The organism is Carnobacterium sp., assembly GCF_045617425.1.
Classification (GTDB): Bacteria; Bacillota; Bacilli; order Lactobacillales; family Carnobacteriaceae; genus Carnobacterium_B.
In genome coordinates this window covers 21,514-46,125 of the sequence record NZ_JAZLIO010000018.1, presented here as the reverse complement: position 1 = coordinate 46,125, position 24,612 = coordinate 21,514, and the positions used below count along the sequence as shown (strand labels likewise).

The window sequence follows — 24,612 nt, the reverse complement described above, 5'->3', positions numbered from 1 at the left end:
ATAAATATATCTCCACCAACTTTACCAAATTTATTCCTTCTCGTATATATTTTTTTCTATTATCTTGTATTGCTATAAGTATTTAATATGGACAATACATTTATACATTCTAATATTTCGTTCTATTGTACATTTGCACAATTAGGTTTGTTAACCTGACAATAGCTTTTTCTTGTAATGAAAAATATAATGTAAGCGCACACAGATTAAGTTGGGGGATGTTTAAAGATGTTAGATAGTACGATTCCATGGTTTGCAGCAATTATTGGATTGATCGTTGCAATTGTACTGATATTGAAAAAGTTCAATCCAGTGTATTCTTTATTTTTTGGAGCCATCGTTGGTTGTTTAGTAGGTGGAGCTTCTTTGGTGGATACTATTGATATTCTAATCAGTGGAACACAAAGTGTTATTGGAACCGCTATCCGCGTTCTGGCTGCGGGAATGCTTGCGGGTGTAATGATGGAATCTGGAGCGGCAGAATCCATTGCTAATGCAATCGTAACGAAACTTGGAGATAAGAAAGCTATCTTATCATTAGCTCTTTCGACAATGATCATAACGGCTGTAGGAGTATTTATTCCAGTAGCAGTTCTAATTGTTGCTCCAATTGCATTATCAGTTGGAAAACAAACAGGGATTAGTAAGATTGCTTTATTAACGGCCTTATCTGGTGGAGGGAAAGCAGGAAATATTATTTCTCCTAATCCAAATACGATCGCAGCAGCAGATGGTTTTGGCTTGAATTTGAGCAGTGTGATGTTAGCTGGTTTTATTCCTGCTTTATTCGGACTTGCAACAGCTGTTATTGTGGCCAATCTAATTAAAAGTAAAGGTGAAATGGTAAGAGATAGGGATATTCTTAAAAAAGAATCAAAAGAATTAATGCCATTGGGAAAAGCGTTGATTGCGCCGATACTTTCAATTGTTCTTTTATTGATTAATCCAATTGGAACCCTACTAAAAATAGAGGTCCTCACAAATTTAAAAATTGATGCTTTATATATTCTTCCTTTTGCTTCAATCGTAGGAACGATTGCAATGGGACATGCGAACAAAATTAGTGAATATGCTTCTTCAGGAATTAAACGGGTAACAGATACGGTACTTATTTTGATTGGAGCTGGAGCAATTGCAGGATTGATATCTGCTTCTGATTTATCTGTACAAGTTGTGAAATTAATTGACACGATAGGTATTTCTGGAACATTCTTAGCGCCAATTTCAGGTGTTTTGATGGGATTAGCTGTAGGATCAACGTCTACTGCTGTTATATTGGCTACTGGATCATTTGGACAAGCTATTCTAGATACAGGAACTTCTTCTTTGGCAGCATCTGTAATGGTTCATACAGGATCAACCGTTATTGATAGTGTTCCTCAAGGGAATTATTTCCATATTAGTGCAAATAGTATGAATATGACGATAAAAGAAAGATTGAAGGTTATCCCTTACGAGATGTGTGTAGGTGGTGCAATGACTGTAGTTGCAACGATTTTGTATGGATTTATTCTTAACTAATGATGGGAAAAGAGGTAAATATAATGGTGAAAAGATTTGTTGTTGCACCAGATTCGTTTAAGGAAAGTATGAGCGCAAAAGAAGCCTGTGAAGCAATGGCTAGAGGAATCAAAAAAGTGTTTAAGGATGCAGAAATCAGTCTTGTTCCAATGGCTGATGGAGGAGAAGGAACAGTTGATTCTTTAGTGGATGCAACAAAAGGAAGACGAATCAATGTTGAAGTATCTGGTCCGATTCCTGAGGAAAAAGTAACGGCCTACTTTGGTATTTTAGGCGATAATAAAACGGCTGTCATTGAAATGGCAAAAGCAAACGGGATTGAAATATTACCAAAAGAGCGTCGAAACCCATTGATCACTTCTACGTATGGTACTGGAGAATTGATCAAGGCGGCTCTAGATCAAGGTGTAGAAAAAATCATTATCGGAATTGGCGGTAGCGTAACGAATGATGGCGGAGCTGGGATGGCCGAAGCATTGGGTGTGAAGTTTTTAGACGGAAACGGACAATCGATTCCTCAAGGAGGAGGTTCTTTGAATCAGTTAGTATCAATTGATACTGCTGAATTAGATCCTCGAATAAAAGAAATCGAAATTGAAGTGGCTAGCGATGTTACCAACCCATTGACTGGAGAGCATGGGGCTGCTCATGTATTTGGTCCTCAAAAAGGAGCAACTTTAGAAATGGTGCAACAATTAGACTCTAATTTAAAACATTATGCGCACATTATTCAAAAAGATGTAAAAAAATCTATTGAACATCTACCTGGAGCTGGAGCAGCAGGTGGACTAGGCGCTGGTTTACTAGCTTTTACAAATGCAACGCTAAGACCTGGAATTGATATTGTCATTGAGATCAATCGACTAGAAGAACAGATTGCGGAAGCTGATTTTATTTTTACTGGTGAAGGTGGCATGGATTTTCAAACTAAGTTTGGAAAAGCGCCATATGGGGTCGCAAAAGTTGCGAAACAGTATCAAAAACCTGTCTTTGCTTGTGCTGGTTACATTGGGAAAGATGTTGAGGTGCTATACAACGAGGGGATGACGGCTATTTTTGGAATTCTTTCAAAGGCCGAATCGATTGACAAAGCTTTGGAGAATGGCGAATCAAATCTAGAGCGAACATGTGAAAATATTGCTCGAATTTTATTCTTAACCAGTGAGCAGGAATAAAGCACATTTATTTTAGGAGATAAACTTGATATTTTAAGTTTTTAAGAAGATACTTTAGTTTATAAGATAAGAAAAAACAGTTTAGAATGTATCATTCTAAACTGTTTTTTTGTATAGAAAAGGTGGCAGAAGTAACGTGTTAACGAATAGTCAGGCTAGTTTAATCGTCAGTAAACTTATGGAAGATATTCCTTACAATATCAATATTATGAATGACTTAGGAATTATTATTGCAAGTGGCGACAGTAAACGTATTGGAACTTCGCACAGAGCAGCTGAACGAGCAATCAAAGAAAAGAAAATTATAGAGGTTTACCGAGATACGCATTTAGAGAAAAAAGGGACGAATGAGCCTATAATCTATGAAGGCACTATCATGGGAGTCGTCGGAATTACAGGCGACCCTAATGAAGTTCGTCCATTCACAAAAATTGTTAAAACGGTTTCGCTACTCCTTATTGAAGAATTGAATATTTATAAACAAAAAGAAGAGAATAGAGTGGCAAAGAATAATCTCTTAAAACAAATTATCCAGTCAGAAGGTATATATACAGAATCGTTAAAAAAAGAAGCAAATGAAAAGTATGACCTAGAATTGGAGCAACCTTATTATGGCGTTTTTGCTGAAAGGAAAGAAATACTGAGAGCAATTGCGTCTAATAAACAATTGTTTGAATGGTCTGGAGGTTTTGTTATTTTTGTAAAGAACGTTGATTCATTAGAATCAACTACTAAAGAATTTATTATTGTAAGTTCTAGTGAAAAAAATATTAGTCAAAATCTTCAAGATATCAAACAGACTTATGCAATGCTCTCTTTTTTTCATACAAAGAAAGAAGGAGTCAATAAAACAAATAACTGCTATTTAGCCAATTTATTCTCATTTTCTCTTCCTCCTAATCAGGAACTATTGAGGAAGATAAAAGAAGTGGCACCAGAATATACAGAAACACTCATTAGTTTCGCGCGAAATAATAAAAGTATCAATGACACTTCGTTAGAACTTCATATCCATAGAAACACATTGAATTATAGAATCCAAAAAATTGAAGAATTAACTGGAAAAAATCCTCGTGTTTGGTATGAATTATGGGAGTTGTTTTATCATTTTGCTTATTTCTCTATAAATAATTAAACATCATAGTTGTAGTAGTCCTTGTATAACTCTACTAGGTTTTATAGATGCTATACTATAAGTGATAAAAAATAGTACTAGGAGGGTGTGTAAATGATTACAGGAGTTGAAATTGATTTTGTTGTAAAAAATAGTAAAGCAGCTTTAGAACAGTATATCTCTATTTTTGAAGTTGTAATAGTTGAGGCAACAGACTTCAAAGTTGGGAACAACGAAGCAGTTTTCACAATTTATGGTACTCGTTTTCACATACTCGATGAAAATCCTGAATACCAATTGTTTGCGCCAAAAGAAGATAGGAACCAATCATTTTGGTTTAATGTCGTGGTACCTAGTATTCAAGTAGTCTTTGATAAAGCAGTTGTTGTAGGAGCAACAGTCATTCAACCAATTACAAAAATGGAAGAAATGGGTATTTCAAATGCAATGTTTTTAGACAGCTTTGGTTATGTTTGGATGCTACACGAAATCCATCAAGAAGTATCTTTTGAAAATCGTGTAAAGATATTAAGCGAAGATTTTGAATAAGAACTAATTTCTACTAAAAAAACTTAGAATACATTGTAAGGTTTGGCTTGTTACCTAATTTTATAGGGTAGTCTTATCTTTGATTCGTTTTTTTACATGTGAATTCCATAGTAGCTAACCCGTGTGTATAGAAATCATATCAGTGTTTCTTTATAATGATAAACATGAGAAAAAAACAACTCGTATCTGGCTAATAAAAAATTAGCCAGATACGAGTTGGAAGTGGTTATAAAAGTGTTAGGATAATGAAGGAGTGGAAAAATAGTGAGATTAAGTGTCTTAGATCAAGCACCTATTACAAGTGGAAATACAGCTACAGATGCTTTAGCAAAAGCTGAAGAATTAGCTATTTTAGCGGATGAATTAGGGTACACACGTATGTGGATGGCAGAGCACCATGGAACAAATGGTTTTGCAAGTTCAGCACCTGAAATCACTGCAGCTCATTTAGCGGCAAAAACAAAAAATATTCGAATCGGTACAGGTGGAGTTATGATGATGCATTATTCGCCTTTGAAATTAGCGGAAGTTTTTAAAACGTTAAGTGCTTTTTCACCAGGACGAATCGATTTTGGAGTAGGTCGTGCTCCAGGTGGCGATAATAATTCTATTTATGCTTTGTCAGAAGGTCGTCAGCCGATGTTGGATAATATGTATGAAAAATTTGATACCGCATTAAAATTAATCAATGATGAAGTGCCTGAAGATCGAATATACAACCGAACAATTGCTACTCCTTCACATATTCAGTTGCCTGAAGCTTGGCTACTTGGTTCGAGCGGCAGTAGTGCACGTAAGGCAGCCCAAATGGGAGTAGGTTATTCGTTTGCTCAGTTCTTTATGGGCGGAATGACAAAAGATATCTTAGATGAATACAAAGTTAATTTTCAACCCTCTGTATTTATGGACAAACCATATATCAATGTAGCGTATCTTGTTACAACAGCTGAAACTAGAGAAGAAGCAGAGTATGAAGCTAAACCACAAGATATTGCACGTCTATTGATGAGAAAAGGACAGATGGGTCAATTGTTGACACCTGAAGAAGCACAACATTATCCTTTAACCGAAATTGACCAATTAACAATAAAACAAGGACGCGAACTGCATTTAGTAGGTACGCCGAAAGAAATCGCTGCAAAATTAGTAGAAGATCAAGAGAAATATGGTTTTGATGAAGCAATGATCTGTAGTATTCCCCATTCACAAGAAAAACGATTAGATGTATATCGTTTATTAGCTAAAGAATTACTAAAAAAATAATAAATCGCCTCCACTTCCAACAAATGAACTTTTATTGTTTGGAAGTGTTTTTTTTGTTTTTTTAAAAATCAATGAGAAAAATGATATTATTTTAATGGGTCTTAAATGGATAAAACAAAGGTTTTTCAGTCTTTTTCTATTAAATCCATGTGAGGAAACTTAACATATACAAGATATATATTAATTGATTTCTCATAAATGTGTATTTATACTATTGTTTTAAGCAGCAAGAAAGACCTCGCTTGCTTAAAAAATACTGACTACCATCAATGTTACTGTAAAGGAGATGAGACAGAGTTGATCAAGTTACAGAATGTAAATAAATATTTCGGTGACCACCATGTCCTAAAAGATGTTAATTTAGAGGTGGCTGAAGGGGAAAAAGTCGTTATCATAGGTCCTTCTGGCTCTGGAAAAAGTACTACAGTTAGATGTATGAATTTTCTTGAGGAACCTACGACAGGAGAAGTCTATATAGATGGCAATCAAATAACAGAAAAAAACAAATTAGAGATGGTACGAAATTCTTCTGCAATGGTCTTTCAACAGTTTAACCTTTATCCGCATATGACGGTGTTAGGAAATCTGACAATTGGACCTATGAAATTACAGAATAAATCAAAAAAAGAAGCAGAAGAACTGGCTTATCAATATCTAGATATCGTAGGGTTACGAGAAAAAGCAACGGCATACCCTTCAACACTCTCAGGAGGCCAGCAGCAAAGAGTCGCTATTGCTAGATCGCTCTGCTCTGAAAAGAAAATCATTCTATTCGATGAACCTACATCTGCTTTAGATCCAGAGACGGTTCAAGAAGTATTGGATGTTATGATTAAACTATCTAGCATGAACATTACAATGGTCGTTGTGACCCATGAAATGGGCTTTGCTAAACAAGTAGCAGATCGTGTTATTTTTATGGATAATGGAACCATTTTAGAAGTAGGGTCACCAGAACATTTTTTTGAAAACCCTACTCATGAACGAACGAAAGAATTTTTAAGTAAAATTTTAAGATAAAAAATAAAGATATCCTTAGGAGGAAAAACAAATGAAAAAAAGAAACTTATTAGCAACAGTTATTTTGTCTAGTGTATTATTTTTAGGAGCTTGTTCTTCAGATGACGGTTCAACAACAGAAGCAGACGCACCAAAAGGATCGAATCAAGTAACGATTGAATCAATCAAAGACGCTGGCGTTTTAAAAGTAGGGGTAAAAGAAGATGTTCCAAACTTTGGGTTGAAGAATACAGATACAGGAGAAATAGAAGGATTTGAAATTGATATTGCTAAAAAAATTGCTGAAGACATTTTAGGCGATCCAGACGCCATTGAATTAACGCCTGTTACGGCTAAAACACGTGGTCCACTATTGGATAATGGCGAAGTTGATATGGTTATTGCTACTTTTACAGTTACTGAAGAACGTAAAGAAACCTATAATTTCTCTGATGCGTATTATGAAGACGCAGTTGGTTTACTAGTGAAAAAAGACAAAAACTATGAAGGTTTAAAAGATATGGATGGAGCAAATGTTGGTGTGGCACAAAGTTCTACAACGTCAGAAGCTATCACATCAGAAGCTGAACAATATGATATTACAGTAGAATTTTCAGAATATGCTACTTATCCAGAAATTAAAGCAGCGTTAGATTCAGGCCGCGTAGACGCATTTAGTGTGGACAGATCTATTTTGGCTGGCTATTTAGATGATTCAACTGAAATCTTGCCAGACCGCTTCGCAACGCAAGATTATGGAATCGCAACAAAGAAAACAAATACAGAGTTAGCAGAGCATGTAAATGGGTTGATCACTACTTGGGGAGAAGATGATACTCTTAATGGATTGGTTACAGAGTGGGGATTGAGTGAAGAATGAAAAGTACAAATCCATTCGCTCTTTGGAGATGGGAGGATCTTTTTCAAAATTTTGATAATTTTAGTTCTGGATTTTTAAGAACGCTCCAAGTGGCCATCTTAGCATTAGCGTTGTCTTTGATAATCGGAATCGTGATTGGTATATTATCAACTGCCCACAATAGGATTCTGAGTTCAATCGCACGAGTATATGTCGAAATTTTTCAAAATATTCCTCTTGTTATTCAAATCTTCTTTATGTATAACGGATTAGCAATGGCAGGATTGGTCTTAAGAGAGTTTACGATTGGGGTAGTAGGAGTTGGAATGTATCATGGAGCTTACATTGGTGAAGTGGTACGTGCGGGTATTTTATCTGTTCCTAAAGGTCAGCAAGAAGCTGCGTATGCACAAGGATTTAGTTATACACAAACCATGCGCTACATCATATTGCCACAAATGGTTAAAGGTATTTTGCCTCCATTAACCAATCAAGCAGTCAATTTAATAAAAAATACTTCTGTACTGGCAATTATTGCGGGAGCAGATTTAATGTACGCAGCAGACTCTTATGCTTCATTTAGCTTAAATTATGGACCGTCTTATGTGGTTGCAGGATTGTTTTACTTCATTCTCTGTTTCCCATTGGCTACGTTCTCAAGGAAATATGAAGAGAAATTAAAAAAGAATGATTCCTTAGTTGTGGATATTCCGGAGGTGATGGAATGATAAACTCCATACAAACCGTTTTTACAAGCCCTAACGTATTGTTCCTGTTAGATGGATTAAAGACTACGTTGCTAATTTCTTTATGTGTGGTGATCCTTTCAATTGTGTTTGGAACACTCCTAGGGTTGATCAGAAACTATGAAAAGAAGTTTTTCGGAAAAATAGCTGGATTTTACATCGAATTATTCCGTAATACGCCATTATTACTATGGATGCTCGGTTGTGCTTTCCTGATACCAGGAAGTACGATAGTAGTGAAAGCTTCCATAGCGCTGTTTCTTTATACAGCTGCAGTAGTAGCAGAAATTGTGCGTGGTGGATTAAATTCGATACCGAAAGGACAATTTGAAGCTGCTCATTCTCAAGGATTTTCATTTTTTCAAACACTAGTATACGTTGTTTTGCCGCAAACCTTTAAAAAAATCATCCCTTCTTTATTGTCACAAGTAATTACAACTATTAAGGATACGTCATTTCTTGCAGGATTAGGAATCATGGAATTTACACGAAGTGGCCAAGTTATTTTAGGGAAAGTAAAGAAAACTTCTGAAGTGTTTTTGATTTATGGTTTCTTAGCAGTTGTTTATTTTATTATTTGCTTCGCATTGTCGGTTTTAGTAAGAAACTGGCATAAAAAAAATTCTGAAAATGTATAGTTTATATAATTTAGAAAATAAAAAAACGGACTCTTAATGGGTCCGTTTTTTTGCTATAAAAAAATTAGAAATCTTCTTCAAATAAATTTAATTCGGTTTGTTGTGGAGCAAGATGGTCAAAAGTAAGCTGTAATTTTTTTTGCAACTGTTTCGCATTTTTCGCGGCATGCCCACCAGAGTTATTGTTAAAAATAACGGAAACTTCTTTTGACTCTGTTTCTAATTGGCGAATAATGTTTACGAAATGATCTAATTCAGATGAACTATAATCATAAAGTGTTCGTTTTTTACGCCAATTGGGTCCGCTGGCATCTAACCAACCTTCGTAGTTTTGACCATGCAAGCGAAACAGAGTGAGTTCGTCGTTGGTTCCTTTGACGATTAAAGGAACACTATTTCCAGGGGTCTGAGGTTGATCGACAACAGTGTGAATAAATTGTTCTTCCGTTAAAAAAGTCAATGTGTTCTCTTTATTCGTGTCACTGTACCAGCTGGAATGACGAAATTCGATCGCTATTGGTAGTTCACCCATGTATTGACGGACTTTCCTTAAATACTGAACGTGTTCTTTTGTACAATCAAAATAAGGTGGAAACTGAAATAGAAAAGCTTTGATTCGATGCGCGGTAATCATAGGTTCAAAAATCGCAATATAATGCTCGAACATTTGTTGTTCAGTCGGGAAAAACTTCAGCCAATCTTTGTGTAACGTCATCGCTTGAAAAGCTTTAGGGATAAATTGAAAAGTAGCTGGTGTTTTTTCTATCCATGAGAAAATATTTTTATCAGGAGGAATAGCATAAAAACTGGTATCCAATTCTACAAAAGGGAAATGTGAACTATAATCTTCCAATCGTTTCGATTTTCGGACGGTCAATAAGTCATGATCAGACCAACCTGTTAAACCAATAGAAATCATTGTGACTCCTTCTTTCTTGGGTAATAAATCATTAGCCTTATTGTACCGTAACCGTTATTATTAAGGAAAGTAAAAAAAATTTAAAATGTATCATTTAAATGAATAGACATAACTATAAGAATAGTGTATTAAATAACAGTTAAATTGTTTCACGCGAAACAATTTGTTTCACTGCGATTGAAACAAAATAAAAACGGTAGTAGTTGAATATAAAAATCAGAGGAGCACTTAAAATGTATAAGGTTATATTTTTTGATATTGACGGAACATTATTGACAGATAAAAAAAGAATTCCAGATTCTGCTAGAAAAGCTATTCAAGATTTGAAGAAAAAAGGTATTATACCGGTTATTGCCACTGGAAGAGCGCCGTTTAGAATTGATGAAATCCTAGCATCCTTAGACATTCAAACACATATCACATTGAACGGGCAGTATGTTGTGTATGAGGGAGAGGTGATTCATCAAAATCCATTGTCAGTGGATTCTGTTAAACGACTTGCACTAGCTGCGGAAACAAATAAGCAACGCATCGCGTTTTGTGGAAGCGATGAAATATTAGGAACTTCTATGGTTACTTTTGGACAAAAAGGGTTATTAAAAAAAATGATTCAACAAGTTCCAATAGCACCACCTAAAAAAGTGATGCAATTGCTTATGCGCTATGTTGGTTCTTCTAAAAGAGTGAAGCCGATTTTGCCACATTACTATGAAGATCGTACCATTTACCAATGTATCATCCATACAACAGAAGAATACGACACCTTTTACCAAGAAGCTTTTCCAGATTGTCATTTCACACGATGGAATCCTTATTCAGTAGATGTGATCTCGAAAGGAATGTCAAAAGCAGTAGGTATTCAAAAGTTGATTGAGCACATAGGTATTGATATAAGTGAAACAGTTGCATTTGGAGATGGATTGAATGATATTGAAATGTTGCAAGCAGTTGATATGGGAATAGCTATGGAAAATGGACGTACAGAGTTGAAAGATATTGCAGATGACATTACAGCATCTCCAGAAAATCATGGTATTTTAAAAGGTTTGCAAAAATTGAATTTAGTGCCGTAAAAAGTCTTGAAAATATCACAGGAAACTTTGGTTAAGATATAAAGAAATCATTCGTAATTTCCTATTTTCAGTAATTTTCTGTGGTATACTATTTCAGAAAGCTTTTGAGAAAAATCAATTTAAATAAAAAAGCACCCTACTCATTTGTTGTCTAAACGTACCTTCTTTTCTAAAAGATTGTTTGATAGATGGTTAGAATGGAGTAGTTAAACCTACTAAGGAGGCCCCTAAAGTGACTGAGAAAAAAACATTTTATATTACAACACCTATTTACTATCCAAGTGGAAAATTGCATATAGGAAATGCCTATTCAACAATTGCGTGTGATGTTATGGCACGGTACAAAAGAATGCAAGACTTTGATGTTTTCTATTTGACAGGTAGCGATGAGCATGGCCAAAAAATAGAAAATAAGGCCCAAGAATTAAACATTACGCCTCAAAAATATGTCGATCAAATGGCTGAAGGTATGCAAAAATTATGGAATTTATTAGAAATCAGCAATGATAAATTTATCCGCACAACTGATCCTGCACATGAAAAAGTTGTCGCAGAAATTTTTGAACGCTTTTTAGCGCAAGGAGATATTTATCTTGATGAATATGAAGGTTGGTACTCTGTTCCAGATGAAACTTTTTATACCGAAACACAATTAGTGGATATTGAACGTGATGACCAAGGCAACATCGTTGGTGGGAAATCACCAGATAGCGGACATCCAGTAGAGTTGATCAAAGAGGAGTCTTATTTCTTTAGAATGAGTAAGTATTCGGATCGTTTATTGGCTTACTACAATGAACATCCAGATTTCATTCAACCTGAATCGCGAAAAAATGAAATGATCAACAATTTTATCAAACCTGGCTTAGAAGATCTAGCTGTTTCACGTACGACATTTACTTGGGGAGTTAAAGTACCAAGCAATCCGAAACACGTTATTTACGTATGGATCGATGCATTGGCAAATTACATTACTGCACTTGGCTACGGTACAGATGATACATCATTGTTTGATAAATTCTGGCCAGCAGATGTTCATATGGTAGGAAAAGAAATCGTTCGTTTCCACACTATTTATTGGCCAATTATGTTAATGGCTCTAGATTTGCCATTGCCTAAAAAGATATTTGGCCATGGCTGGTTGTTGATGAAAGATGGCAAAATGTCTAAATCAAAAGGAAACGTTGTTTATCCAGAAATGCTAGTAGAGCAATATGGATTAGACGCTTTACGCTATTATTTGATGCGTGAAGTGACATTTGGAAGCGACGGTGTATTCACCCCAGAAGACTTTGTTTCTCGTGTGAATTATGATTTAGCAAATGACTTAGGAAACTTACTCAATCGTACAGTTGCGATGGTCAACAAGTATTTCAATGGGGAAGTTCCTAAATATTCAGGAAACGTTACAGAATTCGATGCTATCTTAAAAGAAACAGCAGAAAAAGTTTGTGTAGATTATCAAAATGAAATGGAAAATATGCAATTTAGTAGTGCATTAAGCCATGTTTGGGTATTGATTTCACGTGCCAATAAATACATTGATGAAACTGCTCCATGGAAATTAGCGAAAGAAGAAGAGAAGACAAGCGAATTGGCGAGTGTCATGGTTCATTTAGCAGAAACGCTTCGTATTTCAGCTGTTTTATTGCAACCGTTTTTGACTCACGCACCTAAAGAAATTTTTGCTCAATTGGGAGTAGAAGGAGAATTTGCTGGAAATTGGTCAACCATTCAATTTGGCTCATTCCCTGAAAATACTACAGTGATTAAAAAAGGTACACCTATATTCCCACGTTTAGATATAGATGTAGAAGTTGCTTACATTAAAGAGCAAATGGCAGGTGTTCCTGATCAACAAGAGCAAGAAGCTGAAGTGGAAACGAAATGGGATCCTTCAGAAACTGTTTTAACGTCAACAAAAGAGAAACAAATTAAGTACGATGATTTTGATAAAGTTGAATTAAAAGTCGCTGAAGTTATGGATTGTCAAAAAGTAGAAGGAGCAGATAAGCTCTTGAAATTCCGCTTAGATGCAGGAGATAAAGGTCATCGTCAAATTCTTTCTGGTATTGCAGAGTGGTATCCGAATCCAGAAGCTTTGATTGGCAAAAAAGTTGTGATTGTTGCTAACTTAAAACCACGTAAAATGCGTGGAGAGGTCAGTCAAGGAATGATTTTATCTGCTGAAAAAGATGGGAAATTACAAATTGTTGAAGCACCAATGGAAGCACCAAATGGATCTGAAGTTGCTTAAAACCTTATAAAACGAATACCCTGCTGGAAACTCATTTAGCAGGGTGTTTCTATTAACGAGAAATAAGAAAGGATGATACTATGTTATTTGATACACATACGCATATTAATGCAGAAGAATTTGATCATGAAGTTCAAGAAACTGTGCAACGTGCACTTGAAAACGATGTGAGTAAAATGGCTGTAGTGGGGTTTGATGCTGAAACCATTGAAAAATCGTTAGCCTTAAGTAAGGAATATAAAGAAATTTATAGTATTATTGGTTGGCACCCTACTGAAAGCTATTTGTATACTGAACAAATTGAAGAGAAGTTGTACCATCAATTGAAATTACCTAAAGTTGTAGCTATGGGAGAAATGGGTTTGGATTACCACTGGGATACTTCTCCAAAAGATGTTCAAAAAGATGTCTTTCATAGACAAATGCAAATTGCCAGAGAGTTGAACATGCCTATTAGTATTCATATGAGAGATTCAATTGAAGATACTTATACGATGCTGAAAAAAGAACATGTTGAAGATATTGGTGGTATTATGCACAGTTTTAGTGGCGATACACTATGGATGGAACGTTTCTTAGACTTGGGTATGCACATTTCTGTAAGTGGCGTTATCACGTTTAAAAATGCGCCTGAAGTAAGAGAAGTAGCTAAAACTGCTCCGTTTGATAAACTATTGATTGAAACAGATGCACCGTACTTAGCTCCGATGCCTTATAGAGGAAAACGCAATGAACCGGCTTACGTGAAGTTTGTAGCGGAAGAGGTGGCTAAACAAAGAGGCGTTAGTTATGAAGAAGTGGCTAAACAAACGATGCAAAATGCCAATCGCTTGTTTAGGTTAGCTTGATGGAAAAAATAAAGGAAGTTATAGTTGTTGAAGGCCGTGATGATACAAGGCGCATTTTGGAATCGGTTGAAGCAGATACGATTGAAACAAATGGTTCAGCTATTGACGAAGAAACGTTGAAGCTGATAAAAAAAGCTCACGAAACAAGAGGTGTTATTGTTTTTACAGACCCCGATTTCCCTGGTGAAAAAATCCGGAAAATCATTTCACAAGCTGTTCCTGGAGTAAAACACGCTTTTTTGACAAAAGATGAGGCTAGAGCGAAAGGCAAGGGCAGCTTAGGTATTGAACATGCTTCACCTGAAGCAATACGCACAGCACTATCAAAGTGCTACACCGAAACCATAGCTAAAGGGTCTCTCATCTCACGAGAATTGTTAATGGACGCTGGTTTGATTATGGGACCTTCTGCTCGAAAGAGACGAACAAAATTGGGTGAAAAACTTAATATTGGTTACACTAATGGAAAACAACTTCAAAAGAGATTGCAAATGTTTCAAATCTCACCTGAAGAAGTTGTAACAGTGATTCAACAAATTTTGGAGGAAGAAAATGACAACACGTAAAGATATCGCAACCCCATCAAGAACCAAAGAGATAATGGAAAAATACGGCTTCTCAGTAAAGAAAAGTTTAGGGCAAAATTTTATAGTCGATCCGAACATTTTAAGCAACATTGTAGCAGCTTCTAATATTGACAAAAATACAAATGTTATTGAAGTTGGTCCCGGTATTGGTGCTTTAACTGAACATCTTGCAAGAGCGAGTAAGGAAGTTATTGCTTTTGAAATTGATAATCGTTTACTACCAGTATTAGCGGATACCTTAAGCCCGTATGATAATGTTTCGATTGTTCATAGTGATGTATTGAAAATCAATTTACAAAAGACCTTGCCAGAAATGATCGATTTGAAGGAACCTTTAGTTGTGGTAGCTAACTTACCTTACTACATTACAACGCCTATTATTATGCATTTTTTAGAGACTCCTGTTCGAATCGATGGTTTAACGATCATGATGCAAAAGGAAGTAGCTGAAAGAATAACAGCTGCTCCCGGTAGCAAAGCTTATGGATCTTTGTCTATCGCTATCCAGTACTACATGGAAGCTGAAGTCGCTTTTATTGTTCCTAAGACAGTCTTCGTACCTCAACCAAATGTTGATTCTGCTATTATTAAGCTGACAAGAAGAGAGACCCCAAGTGTAACAGTTAAGAATGAAAAGTCTTTTTTTGCGCTTGTTCGTTCGGCTTTTGTGCAAAGACGTAAAACACTTTGGAATAATTTATTGATAAGATACGGCAAAGAAGATTCTACTAGAGAAAAATTAACTCAAGCATTAGAAGTCGCAGGCATTGATCCAAAGCGTCGTGGGGAAACATTAAGCCTAGAAGAATTCGGCCGTTTATCAGATGCAATCGATGAGATTGTATTAAAAGAAGATTAATTTTTATTAAGTCTAAATAGCTATGCCAGTGATACCAACGACTTTTAACATGGATAATATGAGAGAATTATTATTTGTACCAAAGGTTTTCTTGTGGTATACTTGTAAAATTTCATTCTGTATGTTACAATGGCATCAGACGAGTGAGGTGAATCTGATGCCAAGTACATTAGCAGACATTAAAGAAAGCTTAGATGATCATTTAGGTAAGAAGATTATGTTGACCGCGCAAGCTGGTCGTAAGAAAAAAACCGAACGCAAAGGTATTTTAGCTGACACATATCATTCAGTGTTTGTTGTTGAGCTAGATCAAGAAGAAAATGCATTTGAACGTGTCTCATATAGTTATACAGATGTTTTAACTCAATCTGTAGAAATTGAATTTATTGAAGAAGAAAAACGCCAATTAGCTTAAGCATTAAAAGAGAATAGAAAACAGTTGACGAGCTATAAATGGCTCGTTTTTTTTGTACCATCGAAAGAGAGCCGATAATTTTTTTAGTGTTGGGGGATCAATAAGAATGGGGAATATTCATCATATAGAATTAAATGTTTCTGATTTAGATATATCTATGTGTTTTTGGAGCTGGTTTTTAGAGGAATTAGGCTATCAGCCTTTTCAAGTTTGGGATAAAGGAAGAAGTTGGAAAAAAGACGAAATGTATCTGGTTTTTGTTCAAACAAAAGAACAGTTTATTTCTGAAGGTTACCATAGAGGGCGTACAGGTCTGAATCATTTAGCATTTCAGGCAAATTCCCGACAGCAAGTAGACAATCTAGCGGAAAAACTAGAAGAAAAAGGTATTGAAATTTTGTATAGAGATCTACACCCATTTGCTGGTGGTGAGCAGCATTATGCAGTTTTTTTTGAAGATCCAGATAGAATTAAAGTGGAATTTGTAGCCCCTTGAATATAAAAAGAAGAGATTTGAGACGAAATGTTTCAGGTCTTTTTTTATCGACATAAGTAGTTTATGTGTAATTAACCTATTAATAAGTCAATAACTTGCCTTTTTTTTTAATATTTAAATTAAATTATAGCTTTCATGCTTTTCAAATGTTTTTATTTAAGCTAGTATATTCTACAGACAATACAAATACTGAGGAAAGGAGTGAAGTGTAAATGGAGATCATAGAAAAAGCTCCTGCTAAAATTAATTTAAGTTTAGATGTTTTGCATAAAAGAGAAGATGGTTACCATGAAATGAAGATGGTAATGACTTCAGTTGATTTGGCAGATCGCATAGTGTTAAAAACAATTGAAGAAGATCGAATCGTTATTCACTCAACTAATGGATTCTTACCATTAGACCAAAGGAATCATGCATACAAAGCGGCAAAATTGTTGAAAGATACCTATCATATCGAAAAAGGCGTCGATATTACTATAGAAAAGAATATTCCAATCGCTGCTGGTTTAGCTGGTGGTAGCAGTGATGCGGCTGCTACTTTAAGAGGACTGAATCGTTTGTGGGATTTAAAGTTAACAAAAGATGAGCTAGCTACTTTAGGGGAAAAGATCGGCTCAGATGTTCCCTATTGTATTTATGGTGGAACCGCGTATGCTACAGGTCGTGGTGAAAAAATCCAACAAATAAAAGATGTTCCTCAGTGTTGGGTAGTGCTAGTTAAGCCTAAAAAAGGTATTTCTACTTGGACTGTTTTTGAAAATCTTTCATTTGATCAATTAGTTCATCCGGAAATACCCCAAATGTTGACTGCTATTCAGGACAATGATTATAGCCAAATGGTTGATAGTACTGGGAATGCCTTAGAAACTGTATCAGCTGTAAAGCAACCCGATATTAAGCGAATCAAAAAAAAGATGATTCAATTTGGAGCAGATGCTGCTTTGATGAGCGGAAGTGGTCCTACAATTTATGCTTTATGTAAGAAATATTCTAAAGCTCAGCGAGTTTATAATGGTTTGAAAGGTTTTTGTAATGAGGTTTACTTAGTGCGAACACTAAAATAACTAAAAAAACGAAGATTGAAGATGTGGAAAACTCTCTTGCCTTGATAAGAGAAGTTCATGTCTTTTTTTTCTTGACGCGCAATGTAGATAATGATAAGCTACATAAGGAATTTTAAATAGTAATGATTACGATTTGAAAAAGAACTGACTAAAAAGTCAATTTAAGTATAGATGAATATAAAGGAGGATATGCGTTTGATGAATAAGAAAAAGAGGATCGGCTTTGTGATACTAGCGTCTATAGTGATAATGCTAGTAATAGGATGTGGGAAACAAGAAAATACACAACCGGAAACAGATAAACTAAATGTGGTTACAACTTTCTATCCAATGTATGACTTTACAAAGAATGTTGCTGGAGATGAAGCTGAAGTAACCTTATTGTTAGAAGCGGGGACTGATACTCATGGCTATGAACCGAGTGCAAAAGAAGTTGCTGCTATTTCAGATGCGGATGTATTTGTTTACAATAGTGAGGAAATGGAAGTCTGGGTTTCAAGTGTTTTAGAGAGTATAGGTACAGAAAACACAGTGGTTGTTAATGCAAGTGAAGGCATTTCTTTGTTGGAATCAACAGAAGAAGATCATCATGACGAAAATGAAGAAGAAGGGCATCACCATGAAGTGGATCCTCATATTTGGTTAGATCCAGTGCTTGCTCAAGAGGAAGTAATAAATATTAAAGAAGGATTGGTTGCGGCAGATCCAGAGAACGAAGAAATATATGAAACAAATGCAATACAATACAATGAAAAGTTACAGGCATTGGAGAAAGAATTCACTAACGCTTTTAGTGATGCAACAAATCGTGTTTTTGTGACTCAACATGCTGCTTTTGCATACTTAGCGAATCGCTATGATTTGGAGCAAGTTTCGATTGCTGGAATCTCAACCGAAGAAGAACCAAGCCCTGCTAAACTGGCTGAGTTACAAGATTATATAAATGCGAATGATATCCATTACATTTATTATGCAGAAACATCTTCTAGCAAAATTGCAGAAACACTCGCTAATGAGACAGGTACAGAGTTAGAAATTTTAAATCCAATTGAAGGTATTACAACTGAGGATCAAGAAAAAGGAACGGACTATATTCAATTAATGAAAAATAATCTGGCTGCTCTTCAAAAAAGTATTCATTAAGGAAACGGAAATGGGTGTAATAAACCTTTCCTATAGATAAAGAAAGAAGGGATATTCATGCATTACGTTGAAGTAAAGGACTTATCTTTTTATTATGATGAAGAACCGGTTTTAGAAAACATTTCCTTTACGGTTGATCCAGGTGAATTTGTTATGCTGACAGGAGAAAATGGAGCGGCAAAATCTACGTTATTGCGTAATATTTTAGGTTTGCTTCAACCAACGAAAGGAACGGCTAAGATTTCTGCTGTAAATAGAAGAAATGAGCCGTTAGCAATTGGTTACATTCCGCAACAAGTGGCCTCTTTTAATGCTGGGTTTCCTAGTACAGTATTAGAGTTGGTTCGATCTGGTCGTTATCAAAGAGGAAAATGGTTCAAACGTTTAGATGCAGAAGACCATGTACATGTTGAGCGTTCATTGAAATCAGTAGGTATGTGGGATTTACGCCATAAAAAAATTGGGGAACTTTCTGGAGGACAAAAGCAGCGTATTTCGTTAGCTCGTATTTTTGCTACAGATCCAGATTTGTTTGTTTTAGATGAACCCACTACTGGTATGGATCTAGATTCCAGAACAGAGTTTTACGAGTTGTTAAAACACAATAGTGAATTTCATGGAAAAGGCATTTTAATGGTAACGCATGATCATGAAGATATAAAAAAATATGCGGATAGACACATTCAACTTATCCGAAAGGAGGATTCACCATGGAGATGTTTTTCTATGGATTCATGCAGCGAGCATTCCAATCTGCATTCTTGATTGCAGTGATTGCACCTATTCTAGGATTGTTTTTAGTTCTTAGAAGGCAATCATTGATGGCAGATACGTTATCACACATTTCTTTAGCCGGGATTGCGTTAGGGTTATTTTTAAATGTCAATCCAACCTTTATGACTTTAGTTGTCGTAGTAATTGCAGCTGTGATTATTGAGTATCTAAGCATGCTATACAAATCTTATTCGGAAATTTCTATCGCTATCTTGATGTCTGCTGGAATGTCTGTAGCGCTTGTTTTAATGAGTTTGAGTAGTGGTGGATCCACGACTACTATTCAACAATATTTATTTGGTTCAATTGTGACGATTAGTCAACAACAGATTTACTTGTTAGTGGCCTTATTTGTAATTGTTGTTGGATTGTTTTTAGTCTTTCGTAGACCAATGTATGTATTAACGTTTGATGAAGATACTGCGTTTACAGCTGGTTTGCCGGCACGGACGATGTCAATCCTTTTTAATGTGATCACGGGAGTTACTATTGCAGTTGTTATGCCTATTGCAGGAGCCTTACTAGTATCAGCCATTATGATTCTGCCAGCAGCTATTGCTATGCGCATCAGTAAAAGTTTTTATTGGGTCATTCTTGTAGGTATTCTTGTAGGGATTGTAGGAATGTTTTCAGGTTTAACGGTCTCCTACCAATGGGGTACTCCACCAGGTGCTACGATTACCTTAGTGTTTATCCTTATTTTTATCCTTACAACAGGGACAATGAAAATCGTACAGCAGATGAAATACAAAAAAAGTCGTTCTTAAGTACTAGCGAATAGGTAAAAGGGTTGAGAGTCTTCTCAATCCTTTTTTTGTATGCAAAAAGTAAAAGAAAGTGAATACGAAGGTTCGTGTTTTTTTTTATGAGAAACCATTAATAAAAACGAACAATTTTTTAATAATACTTAAAAAGCTACCCTTTTATATGGAAAACGCGTATAATGATGTTTGATAGAAATAATGACCTGGCAAAACCTAAGAAAATGAGACTATAGAAAAGGTGAAAATAATGAAAATAAAAAGAAGTGAACGATTGATTGATATAACGCGTTATATGTTGGAGCGACCGCATACGTTAGTGCCGCTTACCTATTTTGCGAACCGGTACGACTCTGCTAAGTCTTCTATTAGTGAAGATTTAAGTATAGTGAAAAAAACATTTAGAGAACGAGGCACAGGAACTTTGGAAACAGTCCCTGGAGCAGCAGGAGGGGTACGTTACATACCCGAAATTGCAGAAGACGAAGCTGAAGAATTTGCAAAAGAAATGTGTGAACGTTTATCTGAATCAGATCGGTTACTACCAGGTGGATATGTCTATTTATCTGATTTACTTGGACAACCAAGTGTTTTACGTCAAGTTGGGAAAATTATTGCAACAAAGTATTTAGAACAACCTATTGATGCTGTAATGACAGTAGCGACAAAAGGGGTTCCAATTGCTCAAGCAGTGTCAACATATTTGAATGTACCATTTGTTATTGTACGTAGAGACTCTAAAATAACAGAAGGTTCTACTGTAAGTGTGAATTATGTTTCTGGATCGTCTGATCGTGTTGAAAAGATGGAATTATCTAAACGCAGCTTGAGACGTGGATCTCGAGTATTGATTGTAGATGATTTCATGAAAGGCGGCGGTACCGTTAACGGTATGAAGAGCTTGATTGAAGAGTTTGAAGCAGAGTTAGTGGGTATCACAGTTTTTGCTGAATCTACTTTTAGTGGCAATAGAATGGTAGATGAGTATACATCACTTTTATGTGTAGATGAAGTGAACGTTCGTGAAAAAACAATTCATGTACAACCAGGAAATTATTTTAACAAATAAAAAAATAGCGAAGATAAAGGTGAGTCTAGTACCTTTGTCCTCGCTATTTTTAGTTGGTATTCTTTTGCTCATATTTAATTTGTAACAGAAGGGTAACCTATCCAATCCATATTACTTCTTGAAAACTTATTATGTATAAGCTATCATAAAATAGGAGACTTTGTAGTAAAAAAGTCGTAACCTAATTAAACTGAAATGAACAATAAAAAAAGAAGAACAAAATTAGATAGGAGTTTATATAATGCCACAACGTTATGCAGTGATATTAGCAGCAGGACAAGGTTCAAGAATGAAATCTAAGTTGTACAAAGTGTTGCACCCGGTTGCAGGTAAACCAATGGTTGGGCATGTAGTGAGTCAAGTGGAAACTGTAGGCGCAGATAAAATTGTAACAATCGTTGGAGTGGGTGCTGAGAAAGTAAAAGATTATCTTGGTTCACGTTCTGAATATGCTATTCAGTCTGAACAATTAGGAACAGGACATGCTGTTATCCAAGCTGAAGAACTATTAAAAGATAAAGAAGGAACGACGTTAGTTATTTGTGGGGATACACCACTTCTAACTGCTGAAACGTTAACACATTTATTTGATAACCACCAAGAACAAGGAGCAAAAGCAACTATTCTAACGGCACATGCAGAAAATCCTACTGGATATGGTCGAGTTATTCGTAATGAACTAGGAAATGTCGAAAAAATAGTGGAACAAAAAGATGCGAGTCCAGAAGAATTGCAAGTACAAGAAATCAATACTGGAACCTATTGTTTTGACAATCAATTATTATTTGAAGCCCTTAAACAAGTTGGGAATGATAATGTTCAAGGGGAGTATTACTTACCAGATGTAATTGAAATATTAAAAAAACAAGAATACGTCGTTTCGGCTTATAAAATGGATAATGAAGAAGAAGCGTTAGGTGTAAATGATCGGATTGCTTTAGCTGAAGCAACAAAATTAATGCGAAGCCGTATTAATAAAAAACATATGCAAAATGGGGTTACCGTTATTGACCCGGAAACAACGTATATTGATAGTGAAGTAGAAATTGGTTCGGATACGCTTATTGAAGCAGGTGTCAGTCTTAAAGGGACTACCACTATTGGAGAAGATTGTTTTGTTGGTTCAAATTCTGAAATTTCAAATAGCAAAATCGGTAACAATGTTCGCATAACAAGTTCCACTATTAAAGATTCTGAGATGTCTGCTAACAGCAACATTGGACCTTACAGTCACTTGCGTCCAAATAGCAAAATTGGAGATTCAGTTCATATTGGAAACTTTGTTGAAGTTAAAAATGCGACAATTGCGGAAGATACTAAAGTAGGGCATTTAACGTATATCGGTGATGCTGATTTAGGGAAAAATATTAACATAGGTTGCGGTACTATTTTTGTTAATTATGATGGAAAAAATAAACATCGTACAACTGTTGGAGATAATGTATTTGTAGGCTGTAACGCTAACTTGGTTGCACCCTTAACAATCGAAGAGAATGTTTACATTGCTGCGGGTTCAACGATAACTAAAGATGTACCTACTGAATCACTTGCGATTGCAAGAGCTCGTCAAGAGAACAAACTGAACTATTTTGACCGTTTACCACATTAAAAATCAAATAAAAATTACTGAATTACTTGATTTTCAGTAAAAAAGTAACTATCATTAGTATGATATGAAGTAAATAAGCTGTAAATAAAGAAAGTGGAGGTCACTATGTCAGAACAGTATTTTGATCCGAAGTTAAAGATTTTTGCGTTAAACTCTAATAAACCATTGGCAGAAAAAATTGCTAAATCGGTGGGAGTAGAATTAGGAAAACTATCTGTGGATCAATTCAGCGACGGAGAAATTAGAATCAATATTGAAGAAAGCATTCGTGGAGCCCATGTTTATATTATTCAATCAACATCTAGCCCTGTAAATGATAACTTAATGGAATTATTGATTATGATCGATGCTTTAAAACGTGCAAGTGCAGCAACAGTTAACATTGTTATGCCTTATTATGGTTATGCAAGACAAGACCGTAAAGCTCGTTCTAGAGAACCCATTACTGCGAAACTTGTTGCTAATATGATTACAGCTGCTGGAGCTGACCGTATGCTGACATTAGACCTACATGCTGCTCAAATCCAAGGCTTTTTCAATATGCCTGTTGACCACTTGGTAGGTGCCCCTCTTTTAGCAAATTATTTCTTAACACAAGGAATCGTTACGGAGGCAGAAGACGTAGTTGTTGTTTCACCCGATCATGGTGGCGTAACACGTGCGCGTAAACTAGCTGAGTTCTTAAAAGCTCCAATTGCTATTATTGACAAACGTCGTCCTAAAGCGAATGTGGCGGAAGTCATGAACATTATTGGAAACGTAAAAGGCAAAAAATGTATCTTGATCGATGATATGATCGATACTGCTGGTACGATTACGTTAGCTGCTCAAGCTCTTTCAGAAGCAGGAGCTACTGAAGTTTATGCATGCTGTACACATCCTGTTTTATCAGGTCCAGCCATTGAACGCATTCAAAATTCAGCGATCAAACAATTGATTGTTACAGATTCAATTTACCTTCCTGAAGAGAAAAAAATCGACAAGATTGTTGAAGTAAGTGTCAGCACGTTATTGGGTAATGCGATTACGCGTATCCATGAAAATAGATCTGTTAGTCCTTTATTTGAAAAAAAATATACAGGTGTAATAGACTAAGTTAACAAATTTTATGCTCAAATGAATTGAAGAAATGTGATAAGGAAAAAGAAGTTTTCTTATCACATTTTTTGTTGTAAAAGAGAAAGTCCACTCGTTTATTACTAAACTATTTTAAGTACACTATCCTTAACGCGTTAGCTTCTTAGTAAAAATTCAGAGAAGTGGAGTCAAAAGATATGAAAAAATTTAAAAATCAATTAGAATTGGTTCGTCCTTTTGATGGTATAATTATTATACTATTATTACTAGGATCGTTTATACCACTTATTATCTTTGGTCAATCTACAAAAAATCTAGATGAAAATAGTTCTATTTATGCCATAGTGTCTATTGATGGTGAGCCAGTTAAAGAAATAGAACTAACAGAAGACACTCCTCAAGAAACGTTTACTTTTTATCCAGCAGAAGGACAGTACAATATTATTGAAGTTGATGGAAAAAAAATTCGTAATAAAGAAGACAATAGCCCGGATCAAATTGCTGTAAAAACAGGTTGGATCAGTAAACCTGGTGAAACGGCAATATGTCTACCACATAAATTGATTGTTGAAATCAAAGCTAAGGATTCTTTAGAGGAAACGGATGATGATGTGATTATTCCGCTTTAACCAAAATGGTTCACAACGAATGGTTAGTATTCGTTGTGAACTATTTTTTTTATGCAATTAAATAATGTTATATGTATATTTTGTGTTTAAAAATAGGTAAAACTGTATTAATTTGCAATTTAATGCGTGTAGAAGTATACTATACGCATTATCTAATGGATTAAAAAA

Annotated in this window: 25 protein-coding genes; 24 read left to right on the top strand and 1 reads right to left on the bottom strand. The window is 35.4% G+C overall.

All coding sequences use genetic code 11. The annotated features are described in order from the left end of the window. Positions 1-228: 228 nt before the first annotated feature. The 9 genes from ACKI3H_RS09735 to ACKI3H_RS09695 all read left to right on the top strand — a co-directional run bounded on the left by ACKI3H_RS09735 (position 229) and on the right by ACKI3H_RS09695 (position 8,864). The gene (locus ACKI3H_RS09735) at positions 229-1,521 is read left to right on the top strand and encodes a GntP family permease (RefSeq protein ID WP_407372051.1); all 1,293 of its coding nucleotides are present in this window, start codon (positions 229-231) and stop codon (positions 1,519-1,521) included. Positions 1,522-1,544: 23 nt separating this feature from the next. After that, on the top strand, positions 1,545-2,696 hold the full coding sequence (locus ACKI3H_RS09730; RefSeq protein ID WP_407372050.1) for a glycerate kinase: 1,152 nt from the start codon (positions 1,545-1,547) through the stop codon (positions 2,694-2,696). A gap of 136 nt (positions 2,697-2,832) precedes the next feature. Further along, a complete protein-coding gene (locus tag ACKI3H_RS09725; protein WP_407372049.1) occupies positions 2,833-3,831 on the top strand; it encodes a CdaR family transcriptional regulator in 999 nt (332 codons plus the stop codon). Positions 3,832-3,924: 93 nt separating this feature from the next. Beyond that, complete coding sequence (locus ACKI3H_RS09720; protein ID WP_407372048.1) at positions 3,925-4,359, top strand: VOC family protein; 435 nt, start codon at positions 3,925-3,927, stop codon at positions 4,357-4,359. 264 nt (positions 4,360-4,623) lie between these two features. Further along, complete coding sequence (locus ACKI3H_RS09715) at positions 4,624-5,622, top strand: LLM class flavin-dependent oxidoreductase (protein WP_407372047.1); 999 nt, start codon at positions 4,624-4,626, stop codon at positions 5,620-5,622. A gap of 297 nt (positions 5,623-5,919) precedes the next feature. After that, on the top strand, positions 5,920-6,642 hold the full coding sequence (locus tag ACKI3H_RS09710) for an amino acid ABC transporter ATP-binding protein (protein ID WP_407372046.1): 723 nt from the start codon (positions 5,920-5,922) through the stop codon (positions 6,640-6,642). 31 nt (positions 6,643-6,673) lie between these two features. Then, positions 6,674-7,501, top strand: coding sequence for a transporter substrate-binding domain-containing protein (locus tag ACKI3H_RS09705; RefSeq protein ID WP_407372045.1), 828 nt, complete (start codon positions 6,674-6,676; stop codon positions 7,499-7,501). Beyond that, positions 7,498-8,208, top strand: a complete 711-nt coding sequence (locus ACKI3H_RS09700; protein ID WP_407372044.1) for an amino acid ABC transporter permease — start codon at positions 7,498-7,500, stop codon at positions 8,206-8,208. Before ACKI3H_RS09705 ends, ACKI3H_RS09700 begins: the two co-directional genes overlap by 4 nt. Continuing rightward, positions 8,205-8,864, top strand: coding sequence for an amino acid ABC transporter permease (locus ACKI3H_RS09695; RefSeq protein ID WP_407372043.1), 660 nt, complete (start codon positions 8,205-8,207; stop codon positions 8,862-8,864). The genes ACKI3H_RS09700 and ACKI3H_RS09695 overlap by 4 nt, the downstream gene beginning before the upstream one ends. 64 nt (positions 8,865-8,928) lie before the next feature. Here the strand turns inward: ACKI3H_RS09695 and ACKI3H_RS09690 are convergent, their stop codons facing one another. Further along, entirely contained in the window at positions 8,929-9,783 is an 855-nt protein-coding gene (locus ACKI3H_RS09690; RefSeq protein ID WP_407372042.1) for a DUF72 domain-containing protein, read from the bottom strand. 233 nt (positions 9,784-10,016) lie between these two features. On the opposite strand from ACKI3H_RS09690, the gene ACKI3H_RS09685 reads away from it, so the two are divergent. From ACKI3H_RS09685 to ACKI3H_RS09615, 15 genes are all read left to right on the top strand, one after another. Beyond that, positions 10,017-10,856: a Cof-type HAD-IIB family hydrolase gene (locus ACKI3H_RS09685; protein WP_407372041.1), complete on the top strand. Its 840-nt coding sequence runs from the start codon at positions 10,017-10,019 to the stop codon at positions 10,854-10,856. A gap of 232 nt (positions 10,857-11,088) precedes the next feature. Beyond that, positions 11,089-13,113, top strand: a complete 2,025-nt coding sequence (gene metG / locus ACKI3H_RS09680; RefSeq protein WP_407372040.1) for a methionine--tRNA ligase — start codon at positions 11,089-11,091, stop codon at positions 13,111-13,113. A gap of 80 nt (positions 13,114-13,193) precedes the next feature. Further along, positions 13,194-13,961, top strand: coding sequence for a TatD family hydrolase (locus ACKI3H_RS09675; protein WP_407372039.1), 768 nt, complete (start codon positions 13,194-13,196; stop codon positions 13,959-13,961). Further along, positions 13,961-14,527 carry a ribonuclease M5 gene (rnmV, locus tag ACKI3H_RS09670; RefSeq protein WP_407372038.1) on the top strand — a complete coding sequence of 189 codons (567 nt, stop codon included), beginning with the start codon at positions 13,961-13,963 and terminating at the stop codon, positions 14,525-14,527. The genes ACKI3H_RS09675 and rnmV overlap by 1 nt, the downstream gene beginning before the upstream one ends. Then, positions 14,514-15,407, top strand: coding sequence for a 16S rRNA (adenine(1518)-N(6)/adenine(1519)-N(6))-dimethyltransferase RsmA (rsmA, locus tag ACKI3H_RS09665; protein WP_407372037.1), 894 nt, complete (start codon positions 14,514-14,516; stop codon positions 15,405-15,407). The genes rnmV and rsmA overlap by 14 nt, the downstream gene beginning before the upstream one ends. A gap of 157 nt (positions 15,408-15,564) precedes the next feature. Continuing rightward, complete coding sequence (locus tag ACKI3H_RS09660; protein WP_013709871.1) at positions 15,565-15,822, top strand: Veg family protein; 258 nt, start codon at positions 15,565-15,567, stop codon at positions 15,820-15,822. 106 nt (positions 15,823-15,928) lie between these two features. Further along, positions 15,929-16,318: a VOC family protein gene (locus tag ACKI3H_RS09655; RefSeq protein WP_407372036.1), complete on the top strand. Its 390-nt coding sequence runs from the start codon at positions 15,929-15,931 to the stop codon at positions 16,316-16,318. A gap of 212 nt (positions 16,319-16,530) precedes the next feature. Continuing rightward, entirely contained in the window at positions 16,531-17,382 is an 852-nt protein-coding gene (gene ispE / locus ACKI3H_RS09650) for a 4-(cytidine 5'-diphospho)-2-C-methyl-D-erythritol kinase (protein WP_350451417.1), read from the top strand. 189 nt (positions 17,383-17,571) lie between these two features. Continuing rightward, complete coding sequence (locus ACKI3H_RS09645; protein ID WP_407372035.1) at positions 17,572-18,525, top strand: metal ABC transporter substrate-binding protein; 954 nt, start codon at positions 17,572-17,574, stop codon at positions 18,523-18,525. 57 nt (positions 18,526-18,582) lie between these two features. After that, a complete protein-coding gene (locus ACKI3H_RS09640; RefSeq protein WP_350451419.1) occupies positions 18,583-19,290 on the top strand; it encodes a metal ABC transporter ATP-binding protein in 708 nt (235 codons plus the stop codon). Next, positions 19,236-20,066 (top strand): metal ABC transporter permease, encoded by an 831-nt coding sequence (locus ACKI3H_RS09635; RefSeq protein WP_407372034.1) that lies wholly within the window; start codon positions 19,236-19,238, stop codon positions 20,064-20,066. Before ACKI3H_RS09640 ends, ACKI3H_RS09635 begins: the two co-directional genes overlap by 55 nt. Before the next feature lie 244 nt (positions 20,067-20,310). Next, the gene (purR, locus tag ACKI3H_RS09630; RefSeq protein ID WP_407372033.1) at positions 20,311-21,129 is read left to right on the top strand and encodes a pur operon repressor; all 819 of its coding nucleotides are present in this window, start codon (positions 20,311-20,313) and stop codon (positions 21,127-21,129) included. A gap of 241 nt (positions 21,130-21,370) precedes the next feature. Then, positions 21,371-22,738, top strand: a complete 1,368-nt coding sequence (gene glmU / locus ACKI3H_RS09625) for a bifunctional UDP-N-acetylglucosamine diphosphorylase/glucosamine-1-phosphate N-acetyltransferase GlmU (RefSeq protein WP_407372032.1) — start codon at positions 21,371-21,373, stop codon at positions 22,736-22,738. A 105-nt stretch (positions 22,739-22,843) separates the two neighbouring features. Beyond that, positions 22,844-23,833: a ribose-phosphate diphosphokinase gene (locus ACKI3H_RS09620; RefSeq protein WP_407372031.1), complete on the top strand. Its 990-nt coding sequence runs from the start codon at positions 22,844-22,846 to the stop codon at positions 23,831-23,833. Between the two features lie 179 nt (positions 23,834-24,012). Next, entirely contained in the window at positions 24,013-24,444 is a 432-nt protein-coding gene (locus tag ACKI3H_RS09615) for a NusG domain II-containing protein (RefSeq protein ID WP_407372030.1), read from the top strand. Positions 24,445-24,612 lie beyond the last annotated feature (168 nt).

Excerpts from the sequence above, each read along its gene's own strand:
- ACKI3H_RS09735 (WP_407372051.1), top strand. The coding sequence starts at position 229 with ATGTTAGATAGTACGATTCCATGGTTTGCAGCAATTATTGGATTGATC.
- ACKI3H_RS09730 (WP_407372050.1), top strand. The coding sequence starts at position 1,545 with ATGGTGAAAAGATTTGTTGTTGCACCAGATTCGTTTAAGGAAAGTATG.
- ACKI3H_RS09720 (WP_407372048.1), top strand. The coding sequence starts at position 3,925 with ATGATTACAGGAGTTGAAATTGATTTTGTTGTAAAAAATAGTAAAGCA.
- ACKI3H_RS09705 (WP_407372045.1), top strand. The coding sequence starts at position 6,674 with ATGAAAAAAAGAAACTTATTAGCAACAGTTATTTTGTCTAGTGTATTA.
- ACKI3H_RS09700 (WP_407372044.1), top strand. The coding sequence starts at position 7,498 with ATGAAAAGTACAAATCCATTCGCTCTTTGGAGATGGGAGGATCTTTTT.
- ACKI3H_RS09695 (WP_407372043.1), top strand. The coding sequence starts at position 8,205 with ATGATAAACTCCATACAAACCGTTTTTACAAGCCCTAACGTATTGTTC.
- ACKI3H_RS09690 (WP_407372042.1), bottom strand. The coding sequence starts at position 9,783 with ATGATTTCTATTGGTTTAACAGGTTGGTCTGATCATGACTTATTGACC.
- ACKI3H_RS09685 (WP_407372041.1), top strand. The coding sequence starts at position 10,017 with ATGTATAAGGTTATATTTTTTGATATTGACGGAACATTATTGACAGAT.
- ACKI3H_RS09675 (WP_407372039.1), top strand. The coding sequence starts at position 13,194 with ATGTTATTTGATACACATACGCATATTAATGCAGAAGAATTTGATCAT.
- rnmV (WP_407372038.1), top strand. The coding sequence starts at position 13,961 with ATGGAAAAAATAAAGGAAGTTATAGTTGTTGAAGGCCGTGATGATACA.
- rsmA (WP_407372037.1), top strand. The coding sequence starts at position 14,514 with ATGACAACACGTAAAGATATCGCAACCCCATCAAGAACCAAAGAGATA.
- ACKI3H_RS09660 (WP_013709871.1), top strand. The coding sequence starts at position 15,565 with ATGCCAAGTACATTAGCAGACATTAAAGAAAGCTTAGATGATCATTTA.
- ACKI3H_RS09655 (WP_407372036.1), top strand. The coding sequence starts at position 15,929 with ATGGGGAATATTCATCATATAGAATTAAATGTTTCTGATTTAGATATA.
- ispE (WP_350451417.1), top strand. The coding sequence starts at position 16,531 with ATGGAGATCATAGAAAAAGCTCCTGCTAAAATTAATTTAAGTTTAGAT.
- ACKI3H_RS09645 (WP_407372035.1), top strand. The coding sequence starts at position 17,572 with ATGCGTTTGATGAATAAGAAAAAGAGGATCGGCTTTGTGATACTAGCG.
- ACKI3H_RS09640 (WP_350451419.1), top strand. The coding sequence starts at position 18,583 with ATGCATTACGTTGAAGTAAAGGACTTATCTTTTTATTATGATGAAGAA.
- ACKI3H_RS09635 (WP_407372034.1), top strand. The coding sequence starts at position 19,236 with ATGGAGATGTTTTTCTATGGATTCATGCAGCGAGCATTCCAATCTGCA.
- purR (WP_407372033.1), top strand. The coding sequence starts at position 20,311 with ATGAAAATAAAAAGAAGTGAACGATTGATTGATATAACGCGTTATATG.
- glmU (WP_407372032.1), top strand. The coding sequence starts at position 21,371 with ATGCCACAACGTTATGCAGTGATATTAGCAGCAGGACAAGGTTCAAGA.
- ACKI3H_RS09620 (WP_407372031.1), top strand. The coding sequence starts at position 22,844 with ATGTCAGAACAGTATTTTGATCCGAAGTTAAAGATTTTTGCGTTAAAC.
- ACKI3H_RS09615 (WP_407372030.1), top strand. The coding sequence starts at position 24,013 with ATGAAAAAATTTAAAAATCAATTAGAATTGGTTCGTCCTTTTGATGGT.